Here is a 21,239-nt window from a genome sequence, read left to right on the forward strand (position 1 = left end):
GCAAGAAACGCGAAAGGCGGAGAATTTACCAGAATCTTAGTAAAAACTCCGCCAGTCGCGTTCAAAACAAGACCACCCGTTACTCCTCGATCAGAATGCCCATTTTACCGATCCGGAAATCGCGGTAGGCTTCCATCACTTCGATTTCACTGTTCATCACAAAGGGTCCCTGCGCAACGATTGGCTCCCCAATCGGTTCGCCCGTCATCAGCAGCAGGCGCGTATCGTCCAGGGCTTCGATGGTAATGCCTTCGCCGTCGTTTTCGAGCACCACCATATGCCGGGGTTTTACGTCGGTTTGCTCCCCCACGCGCAGTTTGCCGTCCAGCAAATAGAGAAACGCGTTGTGACTCACCGGCAGCGGCAGGTAGATGTTACCTCCGGCTTTCAGCGACAAAGTGGCCGAGTTGACGGGCGTAAACGTCGGAATCGGCCCCTGGTTGCCCAGCAATTCCCCCGAAACCACGTTAACCGTCACCAGGCCATCTTCGCTGACGAACGAAGGCGTTTCTTCTTTCAGCAACGGGTAATAGGTCGGCTGATCTTTTTTACGGGCGGCCGGCATGTTGACCCACATCTGAATGATTTCCAGTTCTTCGGCCAACGGACGTTCGCTGTGCATAACTCCCAGGCCGGCGTTCATCCACTGCGTTCCGCCCGCGTACACGCTCCGGTCGTTACCCCGGCTATCGCGGTGACGCACCCCGCCCTTGAACACAAACGTCACGGGCGAGAAGCCACGGTGCGGATGTGGCCCTACTCCCGCGTGGTTAGGGTTTTCGCCGTCCCTCAGAAAACTGTGGCTGTGATGCAACAGAACAAAGGGATCGAAATAGGGCAACTGAGCCGATGGCAGCGGCTGCCGAAGCCGATTTTCACCCATGCTTTGTAAAGGAGCCGGTATCAATTGCTGGATGGTGCGTTCCGTTTTCATGCATTTATAAATTTAACCGTAATTACATTTAATGTATATACATATAAATTACAGAATTAGTTTCTTCTTGTACTTAAAATACCCCCCTACGCCACCACAAGCGGAAGAACCTATAACTTAACAACTTCGGATGCCACAAGAATCGCTGACTTATTACCAGATTTTGTTGTCAAATTTAGAGAAAAACACTTCTTTGCGAACCCTGGCTGAGTCTCGGCCGTTTAAGCAGACAGGATCTATTTTTTAAACTATGCTTGCCGACGTATCCGCTCAATCGACTGCTTCAAATCCAACCCAATTACCTTCAGGCCAATCCGTTACCGGTCATACCGGAGTGCACTACGAAATTTTCGTTCGTGCTTTCTGTGATTCCAACGGCGACGGCATTGGCGATCTTAACGGCGTTACGTCGAAACTGGATTACCTGAAAGATCTGGGGGTTTCGGCCATCTGGCTGATGCCCATCAATCCGTCGCCCAGCTACCACATGTACGATGTGACGGATTACTACGGCATTGCTCCCGAATACGGCACGATGGACGATTTTCGGCGGTTGATTCGGGAAGCCCACCAGCGCGGCATTAAGGTGATCCTGGATTTTGTAATTAACCACACCAGCCGCAAGCACCCGTGGTTTGTGGAAGCCTGCAAAAGTAAAGACAATCCGTACCACGATTGGTACGTCTGGATGAGCCAGAAAGAGATCGATGCGCTGAACATTGCCACCCGCGAAATCACCGCCGATTCGCAGGAGAAAAACCCGTGGCACCGCGTTCCTGGTGCGCCTTTTTCCGAGAAATACTACGCCCTGTTCTGGAGCGGGATGCCGGATTTGAACTACGATAACCCGAACGTTCGGGAAGAAATTTACAAAGCCGGTAAATTCTGGCTCACCGACGTAGGGGTAGACGGTTTTCGGCTCGATGCGGCCCGGCACATCTATCCGGATTGGGAAGAACCCAAAAACCACCAGTTCTGGGAGGAGTTCGGGCGGGAGATGGAATCGGTCAAACCGGGGGTCTATACCGTGGGCGAGGTCTGGACGCGGGCCGAGCGGATTGCTCCGTATTTCCGGGGCCTGAAAGCCAATTTCAATTTTGACCTCAGCCTGGCGTTGCAGGAAATCCCGTTTAAGGAGCGGGATACGGCGGGAATCGTTAAAGTCCTGCTACAAAACCACGCCATTTTTGCGCAGGTGAACCCCAATTTCATCGACGCCATCATGCTGTCCAACCACGACCAAACCCGGATTGGCAGCTTTTTGAACGGCAATCAGAATCACCTGAAAGTAGCCGCCAACCTGCTGCTGACGCTACCCGGCAACCCGTATATTTATTATGGCGAGGAGATCGGTATGCTGGGCGCCAAACCCGACGAAAACATCCGGGAGCCGTTTTTGTGGAACATCGGCAAGCAGGACCCGCAGCGCGCCCGCTGGCGACGGGCCCACTATTCGACCAGCCGGACGGTGACACCCCTGGCCCAGCAGCAGGCCGACCCGAACTCCTTATTTAACCATTACAAACGGCTCATCCACTTCCGCAACAGCCACCCGGTTCTGAACGACAACCTAAGCAAATTGGAAGCAAGCGAGATTCAGCACAAAAACGTGATTTCGTTTATCCGCCGATCCGGCAACCGGTCGGTGCTGGTGATTCATAACCTCAGCAAGCGTGGAATCGACGTCGTCCTCTACCCGATTGAAACTGCTGAAGGCAAACAGGTTGTGCTGGATACGGCCGGTGGTGCAAAGTTGTTTAAAGACGGTAAAGTGCGCGTACCGGCGTACGGCTGTGTAGTGCTGGAATAAACCCCAGCCGAATTCAAAGTATCCGTTTCCGATTACTAATTAATGGCTGGTTATCAGACGCTTTTACCCGGATAAATTCTATCTTGTCAGAAAAAAGATAGAGCGATGGATAGAATTTATCTTTCAAAAAGCTATTTAAAAAATCCGATCCATGTTATTAGTATCCTGCTGATCGCGCTGGTAATTTTTGAATCGTTCAACTGGACATTTTCTTTTGAAAGGAAATTAGCCATCGTAAACCGGTTCGGGGGTATTTTTGGCTACCTGTATGTCGTCCTGCGCGGTATGATTATTCCCGAAATGGCTACAATCGCCATCATTATTCTGCTCCTGGACCTTTCCCACAAAGTATTTAGAATCCATTCCGTGCCATTGTCTTGGACGGGTGTGCTGCGGTATGAGCTTACCTTTTTGCCCATCCTGGCAATTTCTTTCCTCTTTTTTAACCCTGTTTCTCAGTCGATCCGTTATCTACTGGTTGAGTTTCCTGCGTACAACTTTGATTTTTACTGGAATCACTACATAGTCGGCACATTTACGATCCGGGTTTATTTCATGTACCTTATCCTCGTACTGCTTTCAGGTTATCTTTCTCTTAATGCGTCGCTTCTGAATGATTTCATCAAAAGTGCCAGAATCTGGAAATACCAGAATCCGGCCGCCAGTTAACTAATCAGCATTCCGAAACAACTCTTCTTTCTTCAGTCCGCCCGGCAACGGTCCCTGCCGGGTTAATTTTTTCTCGGCAAGCCTGGCTCCCGCCCGGGCGCACCCTTCCGGATCGTACCCCTCGAGCCAGGCCGTCAGGAAGCCCGCCCAGTAGGCATCGCCCGCGCCGGTGGCGTCAATCACCTGGATAGCCCGGCCGGGAACCCGAATGGTCTGGCCGCCCTTTTCGTAGGAGATGAAACTGCCGTCAGCGCCCAGGGTCAGGCAAACCAGCCGGGCACCCAGCGCGTGAAAATAAGCGGCAATCTGCTCCGGCTCCTGCCGAATCTCAAACAACCGCACGGCATCGTCGTCGCTAAGCTTGACCAGTGCGTTGGCCGCGCAATACTGTGCCAGAACCCGCTGAGCCTGCGCCCGGTCGGGCCAGATCGCGGGGGCGTAGTTGGCATCAATACTGACCTGACAACCGGCTTTGTTTGCCCGGTGGGCCGCCTGAACGATGGCGTCCTGTGCGGGTTGGCGGCTCAGGGCAAAGCAGGTGGTGTGAAAAATGGCCGTATCGTTTAACAGGCTTTCCGGCAAGTGCTCCGGCAGAATGCAGCAGTCGGCCTGCCGGTACGCAATAAAATCCGGTGTGCCCCGGGTGCGCGAGACCACCACCAGGCTCGTGGGCGTTGCGGGGTCGACGGCGATGAATTGCGGATCGACGCCCGCTTCGGCTACCCGGTCTTTCAAATAGACGCCCAGGTTATCGTTGCCGACACAGGCGACCAGGGCAGTCCGGTTGCCCAGCCGGGCCATGTTAGCGGCCATATTTGCCGGGCTTCCCCCCTGATACCGGTGAAAATCCCGCGTCTGAAGCAGGTTATCCGCCAGTTCATGGCCAATAAAATCCACCAATAACTCGCCTACGGCGAGCAAATCATACGAACGGTTCTGAAAATTCATACGCAAAATTAATGACCTCCGGCTCCGATTGGAAAGGCCGCCTGCTCGGCCTTGGGCGATTCTTTCACCAGGAAACAGGCTCCGGCCGCCAGAATCAGGCAAATACCGCACAACGTCAGCGCATTCAGGGGGTCGCTGTTCAGGACGGTTTCGTACAGGAAGCCAATGGTCATGTTGTTGATGATCTGCGGCACCACAATAAATCCGTTAAATAGTCCCATGTACACACCCATGCGCTCTTTCGGTACCGAAGTCGACAGCATCACGTACGGCATGGACATGATGGAGCCCCAGGCCAGCCCGACCATCGTCATACCGATCAGGAAAATGTTTTTATCCGACGACAACTGCATGGACAGGAAACCCAGCCCTCCGATGGTCAGAAAAGCCGCGTGGGTGCTGCGCCGACCCAGCCGGGCGGCAATCGGTGGCAGCAGGAACGAAATCCCGAAACAGCCAACGTTGAACAGGGCAAAGCACAGGTTGCTCCACTCCAGCCCTTTCGCAAAACCGGTGGGGTTGGTCGTGGCGTTGGGAGCGTCGAACGCATGGCGGGCAATGGCCAGCGAGAGGTATTGCCACATCAGCGGCAGCCCGTACCAGGTAAAAAACTTCACCCACCAAAGCTGTTTCATCGTCGAGGGCATCTGCCGCAGGGCGTCGAAAACTTCGGCAAACGCGTGAAAAACGCCCTTTTTCTCGCGCTTCATGCGCTCAAATTCTTCCATGTCTTCGGGCGGGTACTCGCTGGTGGTATACAGCGTCCAGAAAACCGCCCCCAGGATGGCAAACGCCCCGATGTAGAAGGAATATTTAACAAAATCCGGTATATTGTTTCCGCCGGAAGCCGCCAGCGTAACCCCAAAGATGGGCAGGATAAACGGCATGAGATTGGCCAGCGTTTGCCCGAAACCGACAAAAAAGCTTTGTACGGCAAACCCCAGGTTGCGTTGCTGCACATTTAGCTTGTCGCCAATAAACGCCCGGAACGGTTCCATCGTCACGTTCAAACCGGCATCGAGCAGCCACATCATACTGGCCGCCATCCAGAGCGCCGACGAGTTGGGCATCATCATGAGGGCAAAACTGGTGATGAGCGCCCCCACCAGAAAATACGGTTTTCGACGCCCCCAGCGTTCTGACCAGGTGCGGTCGCTCATGGCACCAATGACGGGCTGAACCAGCAACCCGGTTACCGGTCCGGCCAGCCACAAAATAGGAATGGCCGATTCCTCAGCGTTTAAATAGCGAAAAATGGGACTCATATTGGCCTGCTGAAGACCAAAACCGTACTGAATACCCAGAAAGCCGAAACTCATGTTCCAGATCTGCCAGAACCGCAGCCGGGGCTTGTCGTTCATGAAGAGAAGAATGTTAGTTAGGTTAGCATCCGAGCGGGAAACTGCTCAATTCTGACAATAATAAGGATTTTATTGCAAGATTTTAAGATCGTTTTTACCTATTTTTTTATTGCGGTACTTTTGAAGATTGTTCGGTCAAGACCGCGTGTTTCATGCTTCTCTCCATCCTATTCTGGTCGTTGTCGCTGGCGGACACAACCGCTAATCCGCAGCCCGTTGCCGACTCGGTACAGGCGGATTACTGGGTGGTTCGGTCGGTCCAGATTCGCGGTAATCAGCGGACGCGGGAGCGCATTATTCTGCGCGAAATGGAGCTGAAAGCGGGCGATACCATCCGACGACCGCAATTAACCGGGAAGCTGGCCTGGGATCAGCGGAAGATTACCAACACCAACCTGTTTGTAACCGTCGATGTGGCGGCCCGGGAAGTGGACACGCAGCAGATCGACATCGACGTAAACCTGAAAGAACGCTGGTACTTTTTTGTTATCCCGATTTTTGACCTGGCCGACCGCAATTTCAACGAGTGGTGGTATGAACGGGGCCGCAGTCTCCGGCGAACCATTTACGGAGCCCGGCTGAACTACAAGAATGTAACCGGCAATGCCGACCGGCTCAACGCGATTTTTGAGTTTGGTTTTGCCCGCCGAACCCAGGTGCTGTACACGCTGCCGTACATCGACCGGGCGCAGAAAACGGGTCTGAGCGTGGGCGCTTCCTACCAGACCAACAAGGAAGTAGCGTACCGCTCGGCGCTGGATAAACTGGTGTATTTCCGGAGTGAAGACCTCATGCGCGAGCGGTTTTACACCAACGTCATTCTGACCCGCCGAAACCAGTTTTATAACTTCCACCGCCTGGAACTCCGCTACGTTCGCAATTCCATTGCCGACACCGTGGCCCGGCTCAACCCGGACTATTTTCTAGACGGTCAAACCCGCCAGCGGTATTTTCTCTTAAGTTACCTCTTCACCCACGACCGACGCGACGCCGTGGCTTACCCGCTTCAGGGCCACTATTTTAACGCGGCCGCTAACCAATACGGTTTGTTACCTTCGGATAATCTGCGCCTGTTCGAGCTAACGGCCAGCTACACCCGGTACTGGCCCGTGGGGGCCCGGTTTTACGCCAGCAACAGCCTGCGGGGCAAATTGTCGTGGCCGGAACGACAGCCGTATATCAACCTGCGGGGGCTGGGTTACACCTCGGATTTCGTTCGGGGCTACGAACTGTACGTGATCGACGGGCAACGGTATGGCCTGTTGCGAAACACGCTGAAATACCAATTGCTCAACACGCGAAAGCACCTGCGCTGGATGCCATTAAAACAATTTAATACGGTGCCTTTGGCATTATATTTGAACGTATTCGGTGACATGGGTTACGTCAATAATTCCATGGCTCAGAAATACAACAGCCGATTGGCAAATTCGTTACTGTATGGCGGGGGACTGGCGTTGGATATCGTTACTTTTTACAACATTGTCGGGCGAATCAGCTACTCCGTAAACCGGCAGGGACAAACTGGTATTTTTTTCAGCTTCACCTACGATTTATAATTTAATAACACCGTAACTTTCATGCAAAATCCCTACCTGGCCCTGCTTCGCACGGCCTGGCAATACGCACGTCAGGAGAAACGACGGTTCGTATTTGTTTACTTCTTATTTATTCTGGCAAATATCATTGCCGCTTTACACCCTCTTTTGTTTGGGTGGTTTGTTACCACGATTCAGCAAAAAGACGCCCCGGTTCTTTCCATCGTTTTATGGTACGCTGCCGGTTACCTCGGTCTGCGGTTGGTCGAATGGTGTTTTCACGGACCGGCTCGGGTTATGGAGCGGGAACTGGCGTTTACGCTTAGCCGTAACTTTCTGATGGAGCTTTACCACCAGACGCTCAACCTGCCCGTCAGCTGGCACAAAGACCACCACAGCGGCTCGACCATCAACCGCATCCGGAAGGCCAACGACGCGCTTAAGAACTTCTTTCAGAGCGGCTTTGTATACCTGCATACGATTTTCAAATGCCTGTTTTCGTTCGGCGCCATGATGTATTTCTCGCCGATTTTTGGCACCATCGGCGTTCTGCTCGGTGCACTGACGGTCTGGCTGATCATGAAGTTTGACAAACCGTTTATCAAAGCCGTCGACGAATCCAACGAGCGCGAACACCAGGTATCTTCTACGCTTTTCGACAGCCTTTCCAACATCATCACGGTGATTACCCTGCGGCTGGAAAAACAGATGGAAACCAGCCTGCTGGGCAAAGTAATGGCCGTCTTGCCACCGTTCCGGCGTCACGTCCGCATCAACGAATGGAAGTGGTTTGTGGCCAGCATGATGATTGCCCTGATATACGGCGTCATTACGTCGGGTTACGTTTACCAGCATTACGTGCCCGGCGAGGTGTTTGTGATTGGGGGGCTGGTGACGCTGCTGGGCTACATCAACCAGTTTAACAGCGTGTTTACCGATATTGCTTTCCAGTATACGGAGATTGTTCAATACAACACCGACGTACAAACGGCCCGCAGCATTGGTCAGGCTTACGCCCAGCAACACCGCCCGGAAACCAGCGAAACGCTGCCCGCTCGTTGGCAGACCATCGACATTGAGGGCCTGAATTTCAGACACACGAAAGACGGCGACTTCTTCCAGCAACTCGGCCGGTACAAGCGGGCGGGGCTGCACGACCTCAACATCCGCATCCAGCGCGGTCAGCGCATTGCCCTGATTGGCGAAAGCGGCAGCGGAAAAAGCACCCTGCTGACCCTACTGCGCGGTCTTTACAAGCCCGAACCGGGAATGGACCTGCGGGTCGATGACCAGGCCTATACGGATTTGAGCCTAATTGCGGATACCGTTACGCTGATGCCCCAGGAACCGGAGATTTTCGAGAATTCCATCGAATACAACATCACGCTCGGCCTGCCGTTCAGCAAAGAAGATATTCAGCAGGCCTGCGAAACGGCCCGGTTTACGGGCGTAATCAACCAACTGCCCAACGGCCTGGAAACCAGCATTCAGGAGAAGGGCGTTAACCTGTCGGGTGGGCAGAAGCAACGGCTGGCCCTGGCCCGGGGCGTCCTGGCGGCCCGCAGCAGTGACATCATCCTGCTCGATGAACCGACCAGCAGCGTAGACCCGAAAACCGAATTTGAGATTTACCACCAGATGCTCAGCAACTTCCGCGGAAAAGCCGTCATTTCGACGCTGCACCGGCTGCACCTGCTGACCATGTTCGACCATATTTACATTCTCGGCAACGGCCACGTGCTTGATGAGGGGAGCTTCGTGGAACTGCGTGAGCGCAGCCCGATTTTCCAGAAGATGTGGGAGCATCAGAAAGTCCATCAATCCGAAACACCGGAGGTCGAACTGGTGCCGACGGAGGTTGCGGTCTAAGGTACTTCCCGCACCGAGGAGCCCGTAGAAAATCAATCCGAAAAAAGTCAGTAAATGACGAAGCGGATGCCCTTTTAAAACCGGAAAGCCGTGCGGCCTTCCGGTTTTTTTGTGTGCTTATTTTGAAGCTTGATAAACCGGATTCCCATCCCCCCTATGCCATGACGACCGCCAAGCCCCAAACCATTGATGAATACATTGCCAGCTTTCCCGCCGACGTTCAGACGCTTCTCGAGCAGGTTCGGCGCACCGTTCAGGCCGCAGCTCCGGACGCGCACGAAGCCATCAAATATGCCATGCCGACGTTTGTGCTGAATGGGAATCTGGTTCATTTTGCGGCTTTCAAAAATCACATCGGTTTTTATTCGACGCCTTCGGGGCATTCTTCCTTTCAAGACGACCTCTCGGCTTATAAAGGGGCCAAAGGTTCGGTGCAGTTTCCGCTGGACAAACCCCTGCCGCTGGACCTGATTACCCGCATTGTGGAATTCAGGGCCAGGGAAAATCAGGAAAAAGCCGGAAAGAAAAAGTAAACCCTACTCCCGCACGTGGACCTGCTCAACCAGTCCAATTTGCACCGAATGCCGGATGGCTTCGGAACTGTGTTTGAAGTAACAGCAGGGCACCCCGGCCGCCACGACCTTGTCAACGAACCCCTGCGTTCGGACTTCGTTTTTCTCATGCACCCGGCGCAGGTACACACACCGAATCTGCCGCGGAAAGTGTTGCACCAGCGAGGCATAAATGTTGGGATCTTCCTGGGTATCGTCGCCCAGCAGCACAAACTTCATCTCCGGGAAAGCTTCCAGAATCCGGACAATCCGCGTAAACTTGGTCAGGTGTTTGTTTTGACCGGTTTTCCAGACTTCGCGCAATTGTTTGATCTGGTTCAATAGGAAAACCCCGTCGGGAATGCCGTTTTTCTCGCAAAAAGTCAGAATGTAGTCGTACAGGTTCCACTCGCTGCTCGACACGTAAAAAAACGGGTTGAGGGCCTTCTCGTCGGTACCGGCCCGGGCCAGGAGTTGGTAGTGTTCCACCACGTCCTCAAACGGATCGCGGCTGTAAGCATTTTCGGTCAGCAGAACGTGCAGCCGTTTGCGGAGGTTGGCCGAGTGGGAAATCAGAAAGGTATCGTCAATATCGGAGATAAAACCGTACTGCGTTGAATGCGCCTGAAAAACTTCCCCCTCCCCGGCCGTGATCGGATCGTGCTGGCCCAGATTAGCCGTGATCAATTCAACTTTCACCGGATGCCAGCCAGGCGACAACGGTTTGTCGGGTTTCCACTCCAACCGAAAAAAACCGTCTTTTTCGGTAATGTGCCGCACATCTTCTTCAATACCGGCCACTTTTACCGTCATACCGGCCACGGGCCGCGCCATAAAAAGCCGGAGCAGCGCAAAACTATTGGACCAGAAATTCTGACGGTATTTTTTGCGGGGCAGTGCGCTCCTCCGCAGGACATGACCAAAGACGACGATGGTTCCCTGATGAACATACCCCCGATAAACTTTTACGACGGGCTTGTCACTAATCCGCAGCCACGTCAAGATTTTACTTTTTGTTCCGCCACTTGCCTCCATTCTTTGTTTATTGTAAGTAACTGGTCGTACATCGGCTCTAACGCATTATAAACCGATATTTGAGTACGTTAGCTATCGAAAACGGCAAATTTTACGTTTATTTCACTTCATACACCTAACCATTGCTGAATCAGGAACATGCCGGAAGCTAAAAAGTTAAAATTTCTGTTCGCCATCAATCCTATTTCCGGCGGGCAGGATAAATCAGTCTGGGAAACGGGTATTCAAGAATTTTTTGAGAAACAACCTCATTCGGCCGATCTGTTCCTGTTGGATGGCAAAACTGACCAGGAAAAACTTCCGCAACGAATCGCTTCCTTCCAACCCGACCGGCTGGTGGCCGTGGGCGGTGACGGCACCATCAAAATGGTGGCCGAACACGCTCTGAACGCCAACCTGCCGCTGGGCATCCTCCCGGCCGGTTCGGCCAACGGCATGGCCCGCGAGCTGGGTATTCCGCCCGCGCTGGCAGACAGCCTGGAGGTGGTGGTCAACGGTACGGCCAAACCGATCGATCTGATTTGCATCAACGGCACCGAACACTGCCTGCACCTGAGCGACATCGGCATGAACGCGCAACTGGTGAAATACTTCGACGAAGGAAACATGCGCGGTAAGCTGGGGTACGCGCGCGGGGTGCTGCGGGTACTGATGCGTCGGCGGCTGCTGAATCTGCAAATTCACCTGGGTGATCATGTGGTGCGTCGGTCGGCGTTTATGGTGGTGCTGGCCAACGCCCGGATGTACGGAACCGGGGCCATTATCAACCCCGACGGCGACGTGGCCGACGGCAAATTCGAGGTCGTCGTCATCCGGAAGCTGTCCTTTCTGGCCATCCTGCGGATGTTTATCCGTTTCCGGCCCTTCGACCCCAGCCACATCGAAATTTTTCCGGCCACCTCGGTCCAGATCGTAACGAAGCGGAAGGCGTATTTCCAGATCGACGGGGAGTATCGGGGAAAAATCCGGGAAATTGCCGCCGAAATCTGGCCCGGGAAATTGCAGGTGATCCTGCCGGACTAATTGTTAAAAATTCCTAAGAAACGTTAAATAGGTTTCAGATAAGCGAAACAAGCTTCTTTTTTGCCGAATCATTTCGCTCGTTCCATGAAAACCCGTTTCGTTCTCCTGATCGCCCTGCATCTGGCGGTCTCCACATATGCCCAAACAACCCGTCTGGAAGATCTCTGCCAGGTTTTCCACCTGCCGGACGGGAAAGACACCACCACGTTTATCGTTTTTGGCACCAAGGACGATCTGAAAGTAAAGAAACCGCTTTTCCTGTTCCGGCAGGGCTCGCAGCCAACGCCTTTTATCCACCTGGACGGGGGAAAGTATTACCTGGCTGCTCCTTTTCATTTCCGGGATTATCAGCGGGAATACCATTTTGTCATCATCCAGAAACCGGGGGTTCGGCTGGTGGCCGATACGACCTTCCTGAACGACTATTACCAGGCCCTCCGGCAACCCAACCCGTCCGAAAAGTTCGTCAGCCCGACGTATCTGCAAAACAATTACCGGGAAAAATACACGGCCCAGTGCAATCAGGTGATTAATTACCTGGTCGAACAGCCCTGGATCGACCGGCAGAAAGTTGTGTTCTGTGGCGGCTCGGAAGGACTTACTGTCGGGGCGGATCTGGTGGCCAATCACAACCGGTTCGTAACGCACACCATCCTCTTTTCCGGCCGCAACGGACGCCGTTATGAGTACGAAATCTGGAACACCCGCCAGCAGGTCGCCCGGGGTGAACTGACGCCCGAACAGGGGCAACAGCAGATTGAAAAGCTGTATCAGATCTGGGAGGACATCTGCCGCAACCCGACGGCCGTCGACAAGCGTTTTGGCGACACCTACCGCGCCTGGCACTCGTTTTCGATCCATAACCTCGACAACCTCTTAAAAATCCGCACGCCCCTCTACATCGCCTACGGAACCGCGGATGAAGAAATGGCCCCCAGCCTGGACGCTCTGCCGCTCGAATTTATTGCCAACGGCAACAAGAACCTGACGCTGAAAGCGTATTACAACCACGATCATCAGTTTTTCGAGCTCAAGAAAGATGCAACCGGCCACGTCGTCGATAAAATATACCGGGGTGACGAGGTGGCCAGAGACTGGATGGAATGGCTGCGGAAGTAGCTGCTTCCGTTACGGCGTCGTGGCGAACGGTTTTTTCCGGAACGACACCTGGCTCATGGCGTCTTTCTCGTATACGGCCAGGCAATACGGTTCAAATTGGCGGTCGAAATTCGGTTGCTTCGGAAAGAGTTCGAGGGGAGCCGGTTTGCCGGCCGGGAAGAAATATACTTTGGTGTTTCCGTATTTGGTGTACAGCATCAGGTCGCCGTATTGCTGCATTTCGTCCCAGCGCGTGGTATCGCTGACCGTCACGGCGTAAATCCGGATGATGGGGCCGGTGTTGTTTTCATTCCGGTACATGGCCACTTCCTGGTACGTTCCTTTCAGGTCGTCAATTCCCGGTTCTTCACTCGCATCGTAGATGATGTAGCCCACCAGCAACGCGACCAGACCCAAAAGAATGTATTTAACTCGTTTGCTCAGCATGATACCGCAAAGGTAGCGTATTGGTCAAAGCGTATCACCAACGCACCGCTATTAAAACCGTTAACCGAAGCGACGGCGACCCGCAAACCCGACTACTAAAAAAGGCTACGATGTTCATCGTAGCCAGTAATACCGTAAACGGTTTCGGGATTTATTTGGCCGAAACCATCAGCTTGTACATTTCGTCAGCCACCAACTGGTTACCGGCGTCGTTGAGGTGGACGCGGTCGGTCGTCAGAATGCCTTTCTCCTGATTTTGGGGATTGTTTTTCAGGTTATAATCCAGAAACGCTTTTCGGAGATCACACAGCGGCAGGTTGTGCTTGGCCGCAATTTCGCGAATCAGTTTGGAATACTGCTGCAAATCACCGTCCTGGTCGTTGGAGTAATCGGTTTTTTCGCCAATCACGGCGGGCGTACACAGGATCACCTTGCTACCGGCCGCCTGGAGTTTCTTGATAACCGCATCGTAAAACTTCACAAACTTGTCCGGATCGGTGCCGGTGCCGAAGCTCCGCTTGTGCCAGACGTCGTTCACCCCCACGTACACAAACGTGATGTTCGGCTGCTTGGCCAGCACATCCTCGTCCATGCGCAGAAACAGGTCGTAAATTTTATTACCGCCAATCCCGGCCCCAATCAGCTCGTACGCATTGGCCAGGTTGTTTTTTTTCAGCATATCGCCGATGCGGGTGATGTAACCGCCGGGTTGAACGCCAGCCTGCGTGATCGAGTCACCGAAAAAGACCACCCGGGTCGGTTTACTTGGAGTCAGGGCCAGCCACATAAACGTCAGCAGCAGGATAGGAAACGTACGCATGATTCAGCTTCAGAAGTAGGGTTTGGTTTTGTTGCTTTGTTAATAGGTGATCCGGCGTTTGCGGGCGTCGATAAGCCAGCGCCCGGCTACTTCGCCCTCCAGAATAACCTGGGCTTCGTCGTGGAGCGCCACGGTCGGGCAAATGTGGTAGGGCACACCGTACAGCACATCGCCAATCTGAATCGAATCCCAGTTCTGGACCTGCAACACGAGGTGTTCTTCGCTTTGTCCGGTGATTTCGTACCCGTTCAGATTCAATAATTTCACCCGCTTGTTCAGCGGATTTTCGGCGGCTACGGCCTTGTGGCCCAGATCGGTCGTCACGATACCGGGAGCCGGTTTCGACACCACCCGCGTAATCAGCAGCGCGGCCCACTCAAAACCCTGTTCGGTCAGCAGGTCGCCGTATCCCCAATCCCACAACAGGCAGGTTCCGGGGCTGCACCAGACGTTGGGCCGGTGGGCGTGATTCGAAAACGTCGGTGTTCCCCCCACCACCATCAGCGGCCGGGTTGCGCCTTCCTCTTCCAGCTTGTCGGCCAGTTCTTCCAGCGGTTTCAGGGCCGCATCGGCCTGGGCCTGCCGAACGACAACGTCCGGATCGCGCAGATGGCCGTCGTAGGCGTGAAAGCCGCGAACATCAAACCGTTCGTCGGCTTTCAGCTGACGGTATAATTCTTCCAGGTTTTCATCCACCACGTGGCCCGTCCGGTTCATCCCGAGGTTAACGTCGATGTACACCACGGGCTTGTGGGTGGTTTTTTCAAACTCGTGGGCCAGTTCCTCCGCCGACACCCAGTTGTCGACCAGTGATGCCCACTCGACCCAGTTGTAAGCCTGTACGAGTTCGCAAAACCGGTGCAGTTTCGGGCCGGTCAGCTGGTAGGCAATCAGTACGTGCCGCGCGCCGGTATCAGCCAGCATTTCGGCTTCCGCAACGGTGGCGCATTTAAACTTGGTAATGCCCGCTTCGACCTGCATCTTGGCAACTTCGGCCATTTTGTGCGTTTTGACGTGCGGAATCAACTTGTCGGCGTCGCCGTCCACTAGGTCCAGCATTGTCTGGATGTTGTGGGCAATGCGCTCAGGGTACAGCACCAGGGCTGGAGAATCGATTAGCTGAACGTTCTGAATCAGGTAGTCATCCATAAAAAAGCTACCCCAACCCTTCAGAAATCGCTTCGGGGGTTGGGGTAAAAGGTTTAGTCGGCCAGCTCAAACATGACTTCAATTTCCACCGGGATGTTATCAGGCAACGTTCCCATGCCCACGGCCGAGCGAACGCCGATACCGTTTTCTTCACCCCAGACTTTCGCAAACAATTCGCTACAACCGTTGATGACGTACGGATGGCGTTGGAAGTCCGTGGTACCGTTTACCATGCCCAGGGTTTTTACCACCCGCTTGATTTTGTTCAGGCTGCCCAGATTGGCTTTGAGCGTCGACAGAATGGTTAAACCAACCTGCTGGGCGGCCAGTTTGCCTTTTTCCATGTCCAGGTCGGCACCCACGCGGCCAATGATCAGGCTACCATCGTCCTGTACGGGGCCGTGGCCGGACACGTACACGAAGCGGTCAACAATCAGGAACGGTTTGTAAACGCCCAACGGCTTGGGGGCGGGCGGCAGATTCAGGCCCAACTGGGCGAATTTTTCGTCTGGAGTCATAAGCGAAGCATCAACACTATCGTCAGTAGCGTCCGGTTCTAGTTCAAAATTTAAATTTTTATCTGGTTCGAACCCGAGGTTCAGGTACATATGCGAGGTGTATTCCATGGCGTAAAGTGGTTATAAATCTTGCCTATCGTGATTAAACCACCAAATTTAACGCTAAAACCCCGAACAGACCGATAATCGACACAATTGTTTCCATGACGGTCCAGGTTTGCAGGGTTTCCCGGATGCTTAAATTGAAATATTCCTTGAACAGCCAGAAACCGCCGTCGTTCAGGTGCGACATCATCAGGCTGCCAGAACCAATCGCCAGCACCATCAACTCGGGTTTTACGTTGGTCTGGTTTTCAATCAGGGGCAGGATGATCCCGACCGTCGTTAAACCGGCCACCGTTGCCGACCCCACACAAACCCGGATAACGGCGGCAATGCCCCAGCCGAGCAGCAGGGGTGAAATTGAAACATCCTGCAGAAGAAATCCGATGTATTTGCTTGTTCCGCTGTCGATGAAGATCTGCTTCAGCGCCCCGGCACCGGCAATGACCAGCAGCACCGGCGACGCGGCTTTGATGGCTTCTTCGAGGTCTTTCATCACGGCTTTCATCGTCAGCCCCCGCTGAATTCCCAGGGCGTACACCGCCACGAGCACCGACAGCAACATCCCGATGTACGGTTCGGCCAGCAGCGTAATGAGTTTGTCGGCAAACGACCCTTCCGGAAAAACCGTTTTGAGCGGCCCCGTCAGCGTCAGCAGCAGCACCGGCAACAGCGCAACGAAAAAGCTGATGCCCGCACCCGGCAATTCGTGGTCCGGAATCTGGCGGATTTTAAACAGGTCGCGGTCGATCTGAGGACGGTATTTGGTCAGGGTTCTCCCGAAAATTGGCCCCGCAATGACGATGGCCGGAATGGAAACAATGATGCCGTAGATCAGTGTACGACCAATGTTGGCGCCCAACTGACCGGCAATGGCCGCCGGAGACGGGTGCGGAGGCAGGTAACCGTGGGCGACCGACAAGGCCGACAACATCGGAATGGCCACCGTCATCATGGGCAACCCCGAAGACGCGGCAATGGTGATAATCAGGGGAAAAACAATGATAAACCCGGCGTTGTAGAACAACGGTATTCCGATGATGAAGCCCGCCAGCGCCAACCCCCAGCGCAAATTTTTGACCCCGAAAACTTTAATCAGCACATTGGTGATGCGCATGGCGGCTCCGCTTTCGGCCACCAGCCGGCCCAGCATGGCCCCGAAACCAACGATCAGGACCAGCTCGCCCAGGGTGCCGCCAATCCCGGTCTGAATGGACTTGCCGATGGCAACCACATCCATGCCCGCTGCCAGGCCAATACCGAGGGAGACCAGCACGAACGCAATAAACGTATCAATCTTGACAAATGCGATCAGAAAGACCAGGGCCAGAATGCCCAAAAAGGTAAGTACAAGTGGCATTTAGGGAAGACGAGGTTGTTTAGGAGCCCGTAAGATAATCAGGAATGATTAGTTATGAATGATGGGCCGTGAATTATCTGCATTCGTGGCCTCCATCGTCCATCATTTCTCATTCGTTGTTACCTTCAGGACGGCTTCCTCCAGCGGCCGATTGATGTCAAACGGTACAACGCGCAGGTGCATGGTTTCGTCGTAGCCAAACAGGTCGAGCGGCTCCTGAAACTGCTCGGTGGCCGGGTAAATAAGCACCAGTTCCGTGGCGTTGTATTTTTTGCCGTACGCGTAAAGCTGGTACAAATCGCCCTGATCGATGCCGTAATTTCCGGTGGCATGGGTTGCGTCGATGCGTTTCCATTTGGTATCCAACACCGTCGTAACCCCGTTCCGGCGCAGAAGAATGTCCGGTCGTAGCCGGAATTTCCGACTCCCCACGTGATTCTCAATCAGGTGCTGTGTGGATTCCTGAAGCGTCACATCGGCATCCTGAACGTACCGTTTGAAACCGGCGGCAACGTATTCTTCAAACACTCGTTCCATCGGAAACAGCAGAGCCAGGGTCAGGTGCCGTCCGGCGGTCAGGCCAAACGCCCGGCCGCTCAGCAGCGCTTCGGCCCACTGCAAAGCCGGTTGGTAGTGGGCAAAAAGCCGGTTTTGCCCAGCGACAGCCCGTAAATCCTCCAAAAGCCGCTCCGAAGGCGGAATCTCATCCATGGCAAACAACAGTTGCCGGATGCGGCTCTGGCTGGGCACCGTGCGGGCGCGTTTCTGCACGAATTCGAGCGCGGATTTCAGCAACCGATTCTGCGGCAGGTTGGCGGTCTGTTCATCGAAGGTAGTGACCATCCGTTCGGCGTGAAAACCGTTCTGCCGAATCTGCTCGGCCAGTTCCAGTTTACCCTTCAAAAACCGCTGGTTGGCCGTCCGGGCTACATACGACTTCTGGACGCCTTTGGTAATAACCGGCGTTACCGCATCCAGAAACAATGTGACAAAAACCTCCCATAATGGCAGCCGGTTGGCGCCCTGCCAGGCCGATTCGACGGGCCGAAACGGGCTGTTGCGCCCATACCGCAGCATCCGCAGCAGCGTCCGGCGGCCCTGTTTGGCATCAACGGCTTTGGGCAAAATTTCGAGTTGGGTGCCGTCCCGGGTTTCGAGCAACCCGACGTAGTTCTTCACCCGAATGCATTCCCGGCCTTTTTGCAGAAAAAAACTCAGAACGGCATCGGCTTCGCTTTCGGTTACGAAGTTTCTCAGGGCTTCGAACGGCGCATCCGGCAGGTACAATTCCGTCAGCGAATTAACCGCGTCCGGAAAATCCCGGTTGCGTCGAATAAGGCCGTATTCAGTAATAACGAGAGACATTGCGTACTAACAATCGGAACGGATTCGGCCAGGGCTGGTTACCGGGCCGGATTACGGGCCGGTGGCGGGGGTTTCTTTTTTAATGGTTTTCCGAAACGTCATGACGTACTTGCCGTCGGCCAGCAGCGTCAGGCGGTTGTTGCTGACGCGGTAGAGCGTCACACTCTGCAAGGCCGTCAGAAAACCGGTTTCAAAATTGTACGGACACGCCCGGCGCGTGGTGGAGACGGCTTCGAAACGGACGTTATCGCCGTCGGCCCGGACCTGTCCCTGCATCGTATTGCACCCCGTAAACCCCTGCAACCGCTTTTCTTTCACGTTGATATCCAGCGTCGGCAGCTGCCGGTTGACGAACTGTTCGGCGTGAAGCCGCTGCCCGCGGTAAGTTTCGAGCACCCACTGGCTGTTGAGCCGGGTCATGCCGTTCAGAAAGGTTCCGCAGCCGCTGTAGCGCTGGCCGTTGGTTTCAACGGTTACACCATAGGCGTACGTTTGTCCGTTGCGATTGTCGCGGCACACCACCGGGCTGATGATGATTTTGAGCCGGTCATTCCGTCGGCGGGATGCTGCCGATCGGCTGGCGGTCCGGCGGGTCGACTCGGCGGGGTCCGGCAGGAGTTGGGCCTCGAAGAGGATGCCGCTTCCGCCCGGTTCGCGCTGCGATTTGGGCACGGCGGCCACAAGTAACGGCCCGTTTTGAGTCTGGAAACGAATGGCCTTGGTAAAGTCAATATCCAGCGACCAGCCGGGGGTGGCACCGTGCGCGGTAAAATCAACTCCCTGCCGCCGTTTGCTGCCCAGATCCGTTGCAAGGGTTGGGGTTGAGGCCGCCGGCTGGGTATTGCCGACGGGCGTTTTCCGGCACCCGTCGGCTACTATCGTGATGAGGATGAGCGTTAAAAACCGTGTTAATTGCTTCATAATCCGATGACTTACTCTCAAAACGACGATCCATCGGTTTTTGTTGAAACGGAACGGCTAAAAGCGAACGGGCTGCTTCGTGCGGGTTGACTCGTAAATAGCCGCAAACAAGGCAACTACTTTTCGGCCTTCCTCACCCGTTACCAACGACGGACGGCCTTCCTGGATCGCCTGGCAAAAATCGGCCAGTTGGCGGGCAAAGTAGTGGCTCGACGAATCGACGCTGTTAAAAACGGCATCATCCTCCACCTTCCAGACGCTCTGCCTATCGGTCTCGCCCGGCACCGACCAGATGTCGTTGTAGGGCGCATCCTGAATGGACGTCATGCCGGCAATGAACATCGATCCACCGTCGGTCTGCACCCCAATTGAAGCGCCGTTCTGCCCGTGAATATGGACTTTTCCGTAGAGTCCGGGCTTCTGCGAATTGCTGACGATCACATTGCCTACACCGCCGTTTTTGAAACGAACAACGGCCACCGCCGTGTCGTCGACTTCAATTTCCGGGTGGTTCAGGTTGGACCAGACGCCGTACACTTCTTCCATTTCGCCCATGTACCACAGCAGCAAATCCAGTTGGTGCGGAGCCTGGTTGACCAACACGCCCCCGCCTTCGTGTTCCCACGAACCGCGCCAGGGGTCGCTGCGGTAATACTCCTCGCTGCGCCAGCCGAACAACTGAGCGTGTCCCAGCACCGGCTTGCCGATTTTGCCCTCATCAATGGCCTGCCGCATCCGCATGCAAGGCTCGTAGAAACGACGCTGGCTTACCACGGCGAGTTGCCGGTTGGCCTTCCGGGCGGCTTCAATCATGGCATCGCAATCCGCCAGCGACGACGCCAGGGGTTTTTCGACCAGCACATTGGCGCCGGCTTCAAAAGCGGCTACGGTAACCTCTCGGTGGGCCGGATGCGGGGTGCAGACAATGCAGACATCCACCTTCTCGCGGTTCACCATGTCAGCGATGTCGGAGTAGGCGGCAATACCGTATTTACCGGCAAACTCCGTGGCGCGCGCGTGATTGCGGCCGTAAATCGCGACGAGTTGGGTATCCGGCGTTTCAAGTACGGCCCGGGCGTGGTTATGCGCCACTTTACCGGGGCCAATCAAAGCAATGTTGAGGGTTTTCGGCATGTTAAAAGGGAATGAATCGCGGAGGAGCCGTCAGGAAGCATGATTATTACCATGAGCTCCAACGGTTCGCCCGCGAAATGACTCTTGCTTACAAATGTAGAAAAGTCATGAAACAACTGATTCTATTTGTCCTGTTTTTGGGCCTGTCAATTTCCTGCCGCAAAGCCGACCAGGACGCCCCCCCTTCCGATCCGTTGTATCAGAAGTGGAGGCTGATCGAAACGCGGAATGGTACGGGAACGTGGGAGCCGGTTTCGTCCGAATCCGTAATGGAATTTCGTGCCAACGGAAATATTCTCTATCCGAAATCCGAACCGGCCTGCTGCTCGCCCATTCGTTTTGAGCGTCAGGGCGAAACGCTCAGCATCACCGAAACCTACGGCGGAGAAAGTTGCATTTACGTTGATTGCGCGGCACCGGCGGCTTATAAAATACTATCGTTAACGGCCAGCGAGCTGATTATGGAAATGGTGTACAGCTTCGACCAGCCGGTCCTGGCCGGAATCAGAATGAAATATTCGGTGTCGAAGTAAACTTGGTAACGGTTTCAGGTTGACTGGCACCGGCTTATGGAGCTTCGGCCAACC

Annotated in this window: 20 protein-coding genes; 8 read left to right on the plus strand and 12 right to left on the minus strand. The window is 54.4% G+C overall.

Annotation, left to right across the window (positions count from 1 at the left end; genetic code table 11):
- Positions 1–79: 79 nt before the first annotated feature.
- Positions 80–934: a pirin family protein gene (locus tag OQ371_RS02100; RefSeq protein WP_265992058.1), complete on the minus strand. Its 855-nt coding sequence runs from the start codon at positions 932–934 to the stop codon at positions 80–82.
- Positions 935–1,184: 250 nt separating this feature from the next.
- On the opposite strand from OQ371_RS02100, the gene OQ371_RS02105 reads away from it, so the two are divergent.
- Entirely contained in the window at positions 1,185–2,744 is a 1,560-nt protein-coding gene (locus OQ371_RS02105) for an alpha-amylase family glycosyl hydrolase (protein ID WP_265992059.1), read from the plus strand.
- 105 nt (positions 2,745–2,849) lie between these two features.
- A complete protein-coding gene (locus tag OQ371_RS02110; RefSeq protein ID WP_265992060.1) occupies positions 2,850–3,413 on the plus strand; it encodes a hypothetical protein in 564 nt (187 codons plus the stop codon).
- On the opposite strand, the gene OQ371_RS02115 is transcribed toward OQ371_RS02110, so the two are convergent.
- Positions 3,414–4,361 carry a carbohydrate kinase family protein gene (locus tag OQ371_RS02115; protein WP_265992061.1) on the minus strand — a complete coding sequence of 316 codons (948 nt, stop codon included), beginning with the start codon at positions 4,359–4,361 and terminating at the stop codon, positions 3,414–3,416.
- Positions 4,362–4,369: 8 nt separating this feature from the next.
- Positions 4,370–5,722: an MFS transporter gene (locus tag OQ371_RS02120; protein ID WP_265992062.1), complete on the minus strand. Its 1,353-nt coding sequence runs from the start codon at positions 5,720–5,722 to the stop codon at positions 4,370–4,372.
- A gap of 152 nt (positions 5,723–5,874) precedes the next feature.
- Between OQ371_RS02120 and OQ371_RS02125 the strand changes: the two genes are divergently transcribed.
- The 3 genes from OQ371_RS02125 (at position 5,875) to OQ371_RS02135 (ending at position 9,662) form a co-directional block, all read left to right on the plus strand.
- The gene (locus OQ371_RS02125; RefSeq protein WP_265992063.1) at positions 5,875–7,281 is read left to right on the plus strand and encodes a BamA/TamA family outer membrane protein; all 1,407 of its coding nucleotides are present in this window, start codon (positions 5,875–5,877) and stop codon (positions 7,279–7,281) included.
- 21 nt (positions 7,282–7,302) lie between these two features.
- Entirely contained in the window at positions 7,303–9,129 is a 1,827-nt protein-coding gene (locus OQ371_RS02130; RefSeq protein ID WP_265992064.1) for an ABC transporter ATP-binding protein, read from the plus strand.
- Positions 9,130–9,290: 161 nt separating this feature from the next.
- Entirely contained in the window at positions 9,291–9,662 is a 372-nt protein-coding gene (locus OQ371_RS02135) for an iron chaperone (RefSeq protein ID WP_265992065.1), read from the plus strand.
- Between the two features lie 3 nt (positions 9,663–9,665).
- On the opposite strand, the gene OQ371_RS02140 is transcribed toward OQ371_RS02135, so the two are convergent.
- On the minus strand, positions 9,666–10,682 hold the full coding sequence (locus OQ371_RS02140; RefSeq protein WP_265992066.1) for an App1 family protein phosphatidate phosphatase: 1,017 nt from the start codon (positions 10,680–10,682) through the stop codon (positions 9,666–9,668).
- Between the two features lie 171 nt (positions 10,683–10,853).
- Here OQ371_RS02140 and OQ371_RS02145 point away from each other — a divergent pair, with 171 nt between their 5' ends.
- The gene (locus OQ371_RS02145) at positions 10,854–11,738 is read left to right on the plus strand and encodes a diacylglycerol/lipid kinase family protein (RefSeq protein ID WP_265992067.1); all 885 of its coding nucleotides are present in this window, start codon (positions 10,854–10,856) and stop codon (positions 11,736–11,738) included.
- Between the two features lie 84 nt (positions 11,739–11,822).
- Positions 11,823–12,857 (plus strand): hypothetical protein, encoded by a 1,035-nt coding sequence (locus tag OQ371_RS02150; protein WP_265992068.1) that lies wholly within the window; start codon positions 11,823–11,825, stop codon positions 12,855–12,857.
- A 9-nt stretch (positions 12,858–12,866) separates the two neighbouring features.
- On the opposite strand, the gene OQ371_RS02155 is transcribed toward OQ371_RS02150, so the two are convergent.
- The 8 genes from OQ371_RS02155 to OQ371_RS02190 form a co-directional block, all read right to left on the minus strand.
- Positions 12,867–13,283 carry a hypothetical protein gene (locus OQ371_RS02155; protein WP_265992070.1) on the minus strand — a complete coding sequence of 139 codons (417 nt, stop codon included), beginning with the start codon at positions 13,281–13,283 and terminating at the stop codon, positions 12,867–12,869.
- 151 nt (positions 13,284–13,434) lie between these two features.
- On the minus strand, positions 13,435–14,103 hold the full coding sequence (locus tag OQ371_RS02160; RefSeq protein WP_265992072.1) for an SGNH/GDSL hydrolase family protein: 669 nt from the start codon (positions 14,101–14,103) through the stop codon (positions 13,435–13,437).
- 39 nt (positions 14,104–14,142) lie between these two features.
- On the minus strand, positions 14,143–15,252 hold the full coding sequence (locus OQ371_RS02165; RefSeq protein ID WP_265992074.1) for a D-TA family PLP-dependent enzyme: 1,110 nt from the start codon (positions 15,250–15,252) through the stop codon (positions 14,143–14,145).
- A gap of 53 nt (positions 15,253–15,305) precedes the next feature.
- On the minus strand, positions 15,306–15,770 hold the full coding sequence (locus tag OQ371_RS02170) for a RidA family protein (RefSeq protein ID WP_111629873.1): 465 nt from the start codon (positions 15,768–15,770) through the stop codon (positions 15,306–15,308).
- 142 nt (positions 15,771–15,912) lie between these two features.
- Positions 15,913–17,232, minus strand: a complete 1,320-nt coding sequence (locus tag OQ371_RS02175) for a gluconate:H+ symporter (protein ID WP_265992076.1) — start codon at positions 17,230–17,232, stop codon at positions 15,913–15,915.
- A 102-nt stretch (positions 17,233–17,334) separates the two neighbouring features.
- The gene (locus OQ371_RS02180; protein ID WP_265992078.1) at positions 17,335–18,597 is read right to left on the minus strand and encodes an McrC family protein; all 1,263 of its coding nucleotides are present in this window, start codon (positions 18,595–18,597) and stop codon (positions 17,335–17,337) included.
- Positions 18,598–18,648: 51 nt separating this feature from the next.
- The gene (locus tag OQ371_RS02185) at positions 18,649–19,518 is read right to left on the minus strand and encodes an META domain-containing protein (RefSeq protein ID WP_265992080.1); all 870 of its coding nucleotides are present in this window, start codon (positions 19,516–19,518) and stop codon (positions 18,649–18,651) included.
- A 57-nt stretch (positions 19,519–19,575) separates the two neighbouring features.
- Complete coding sequence (locus tag OQ371_RS02190; RefSeq protein WP_265992082.1) at positions 19,576–20,652, minus strand: Gfo/Idh/MocA family protein; 1,077 nt, start codon at positions 20,650–20,652, stop codon at positions 19,576–19,578.
- 107 nt (positions 20,653–20,759) lie between these two features.
- Between OQ371_RS02190 and OQ371_RS02195 the strand changes: the two genes are divergently transcribed.
- Positions 20,760–21,185, plus strand: a complete 426-nt coding sequence (locus OQ371_RS02195) for a hypothetical protein (RefSeq protein ID WP_265992084.1) — start codon at positions 20,760–20,762, stop codon at positions 21,183–21,185.
- The last annotated feature ends 54 nt before the right edge of the window (positions 21,186–21,239 follow it).

This window comes from Larkinella insperata (assembly GCF_026248825.1).
GTDB lineage: Bacteria > Bacteroidota > Bacteroidia > Cytophagales > Spirosomataceae > Larkinella > Larkinella insperata.

What these genes read in the sequence shown, in the direction of transcription:
- OQ371_RS02120 (WP_265992062.1), bottom strand. Translation starts at nt 5,722, where the DNA reads ATGAACGACAAGCCCCGGCTGCGGTTCTGGCAGATCTGGAACATGAGT.
- OQ371_RS02185 (WP_265992080.1), bottom strand. Translation starts at nt 19,518, where the DNA reads ATGAAGCAATTAACACGGTTTTTAACGCTCATCCTCATCACGATAGTA.
- OQ371_RS02150 (WP_265992068.1), top strand. Translation starts at nt 11,823, where the DNA reads ATGAAAACCCGTTTCGTTCTCCTGATCGCCCTGCATCTGGCGGTCTCC.
- OQ371_RS02190 (WP_265992082.1), bottom strand. Translation starts at nt 20,652, where the DNA reads ATGCCGAAAACCCTCAACATTGCTTTGATTGGCCCCGGTAAAGTGGCG.
- OQ371_RS02155 (WP_265992070.1), bottom strand. Translation starts at nt 13,283, where the DNA reads ATGCTGAGCAAACGAGTTAAATACATTCTTTTGGGTCTGGTCGCGTTG.
- OQ371_RS02100 (WP_265992058.1), bottom strand. Translation starts at nt 934, where the DNA reads ATGAAAACGGAACGCACCATCCAGCAATTGATACCGGCTCCTTTACAA.
- OQ371_RS02180 (WP_265992078.1), bottom strand. Translation starts at nt 18,597, where the DNA reads ATGTCTCTCGTTATTACTGAATACGGCCTTATTCGACGCAACCGGGAT.
- OQ371_RS02130 (WP_265992064.1), top strand. Translation starts at nt 7,303, where the DNA reads ATGCAAAATCCCTACCTGGCCCTGCTTCGCACGGCCTGGCAATACGCA.
- OQ371_RS02125 (WP_265992063.1), top strand. Translation starts at nt 5,875, where the DNA reads ATGCTTCTCTCCATCCTATTCTGGTCGTTGTCGCTGGCGGACACAACC.
- OQ371_RS02115 (WP_265992061.1), bottom strand. Translation starts at nt 4,361, where the DNA reads ATGAATTTTCAGAACCGTTCGTATGATTTGCTCGCCGTAGGCGAGTTA.
- OQ371_RS02195 (WP_265992084.1), top strand. Translation starts at nt 20,760, where the DNA reads ATGAAACAACTGATTCTATTTGTCCTGTTTTTGGGCCTGTCAATTTCC.
- OQ371_RS02165 (WP_265992074.1), bottom strand. Translation starts at nt 15,252, where the DNA reads ATGGATGACTACCTGATTCAGAACGTTCAGCTAATCGATTCTCCAGCC.
- OQ371_RS02110 (WP_265992060.1), top strand. Translation starts at nt 2,850, where the DNA reads ATGGATAGAATTTATCTTTCAAAAAGCTATTTAAAAAATCCGATCCAT.
- OQ371_RS02105 (WP_265992059.1), top strand. Translation starts at nt 1,185, where the DNA reads ATGCTTGCCGACGTATCCGCTCAATCGACTGCTTCAAATCCAACCCAA.
- OQ371_RS02145 (WP_265992067.1), top strand. Translation starts at nt 10,854, where the DNA reads ATGCCGGAAGCTAAAAAGTTAAAATTTCTGTTCGCCATCAATCCTATT.
- OQ371_RS02160 (WP_265992072.1), bottom strand. Translation starts at nt 14,103, where the DNA reads ATGCGTACGTTTCCTATCCTGCTGCTGACGTTTATGTGGCTGGCCCTG.
- OQ371_RS02175 (WP_265992076.1), bottom strand. Translation starts at nt 17,232, where the DNA reads ATGCCACTTGTACTTACCTTTTTGGGCATTCTGGCCCTGGTCTTTCTG.
- OQ371_RS02170 (WP_111629873.1), bottom strand. Translation starts at nt 15,770, where the DNA reads ATGACTCCAGACGAAAAATTCGCCCAGTTGGGCCTGAATCTGCCGCCC.
- OQ371_RS02135 (WP_265992065.1), top strand. Translation starts at nt 9,291, where the DNA reads ATGACGACCGCCAAGCCCCAAACCATTGATGAATACATTGCCAGCTTT.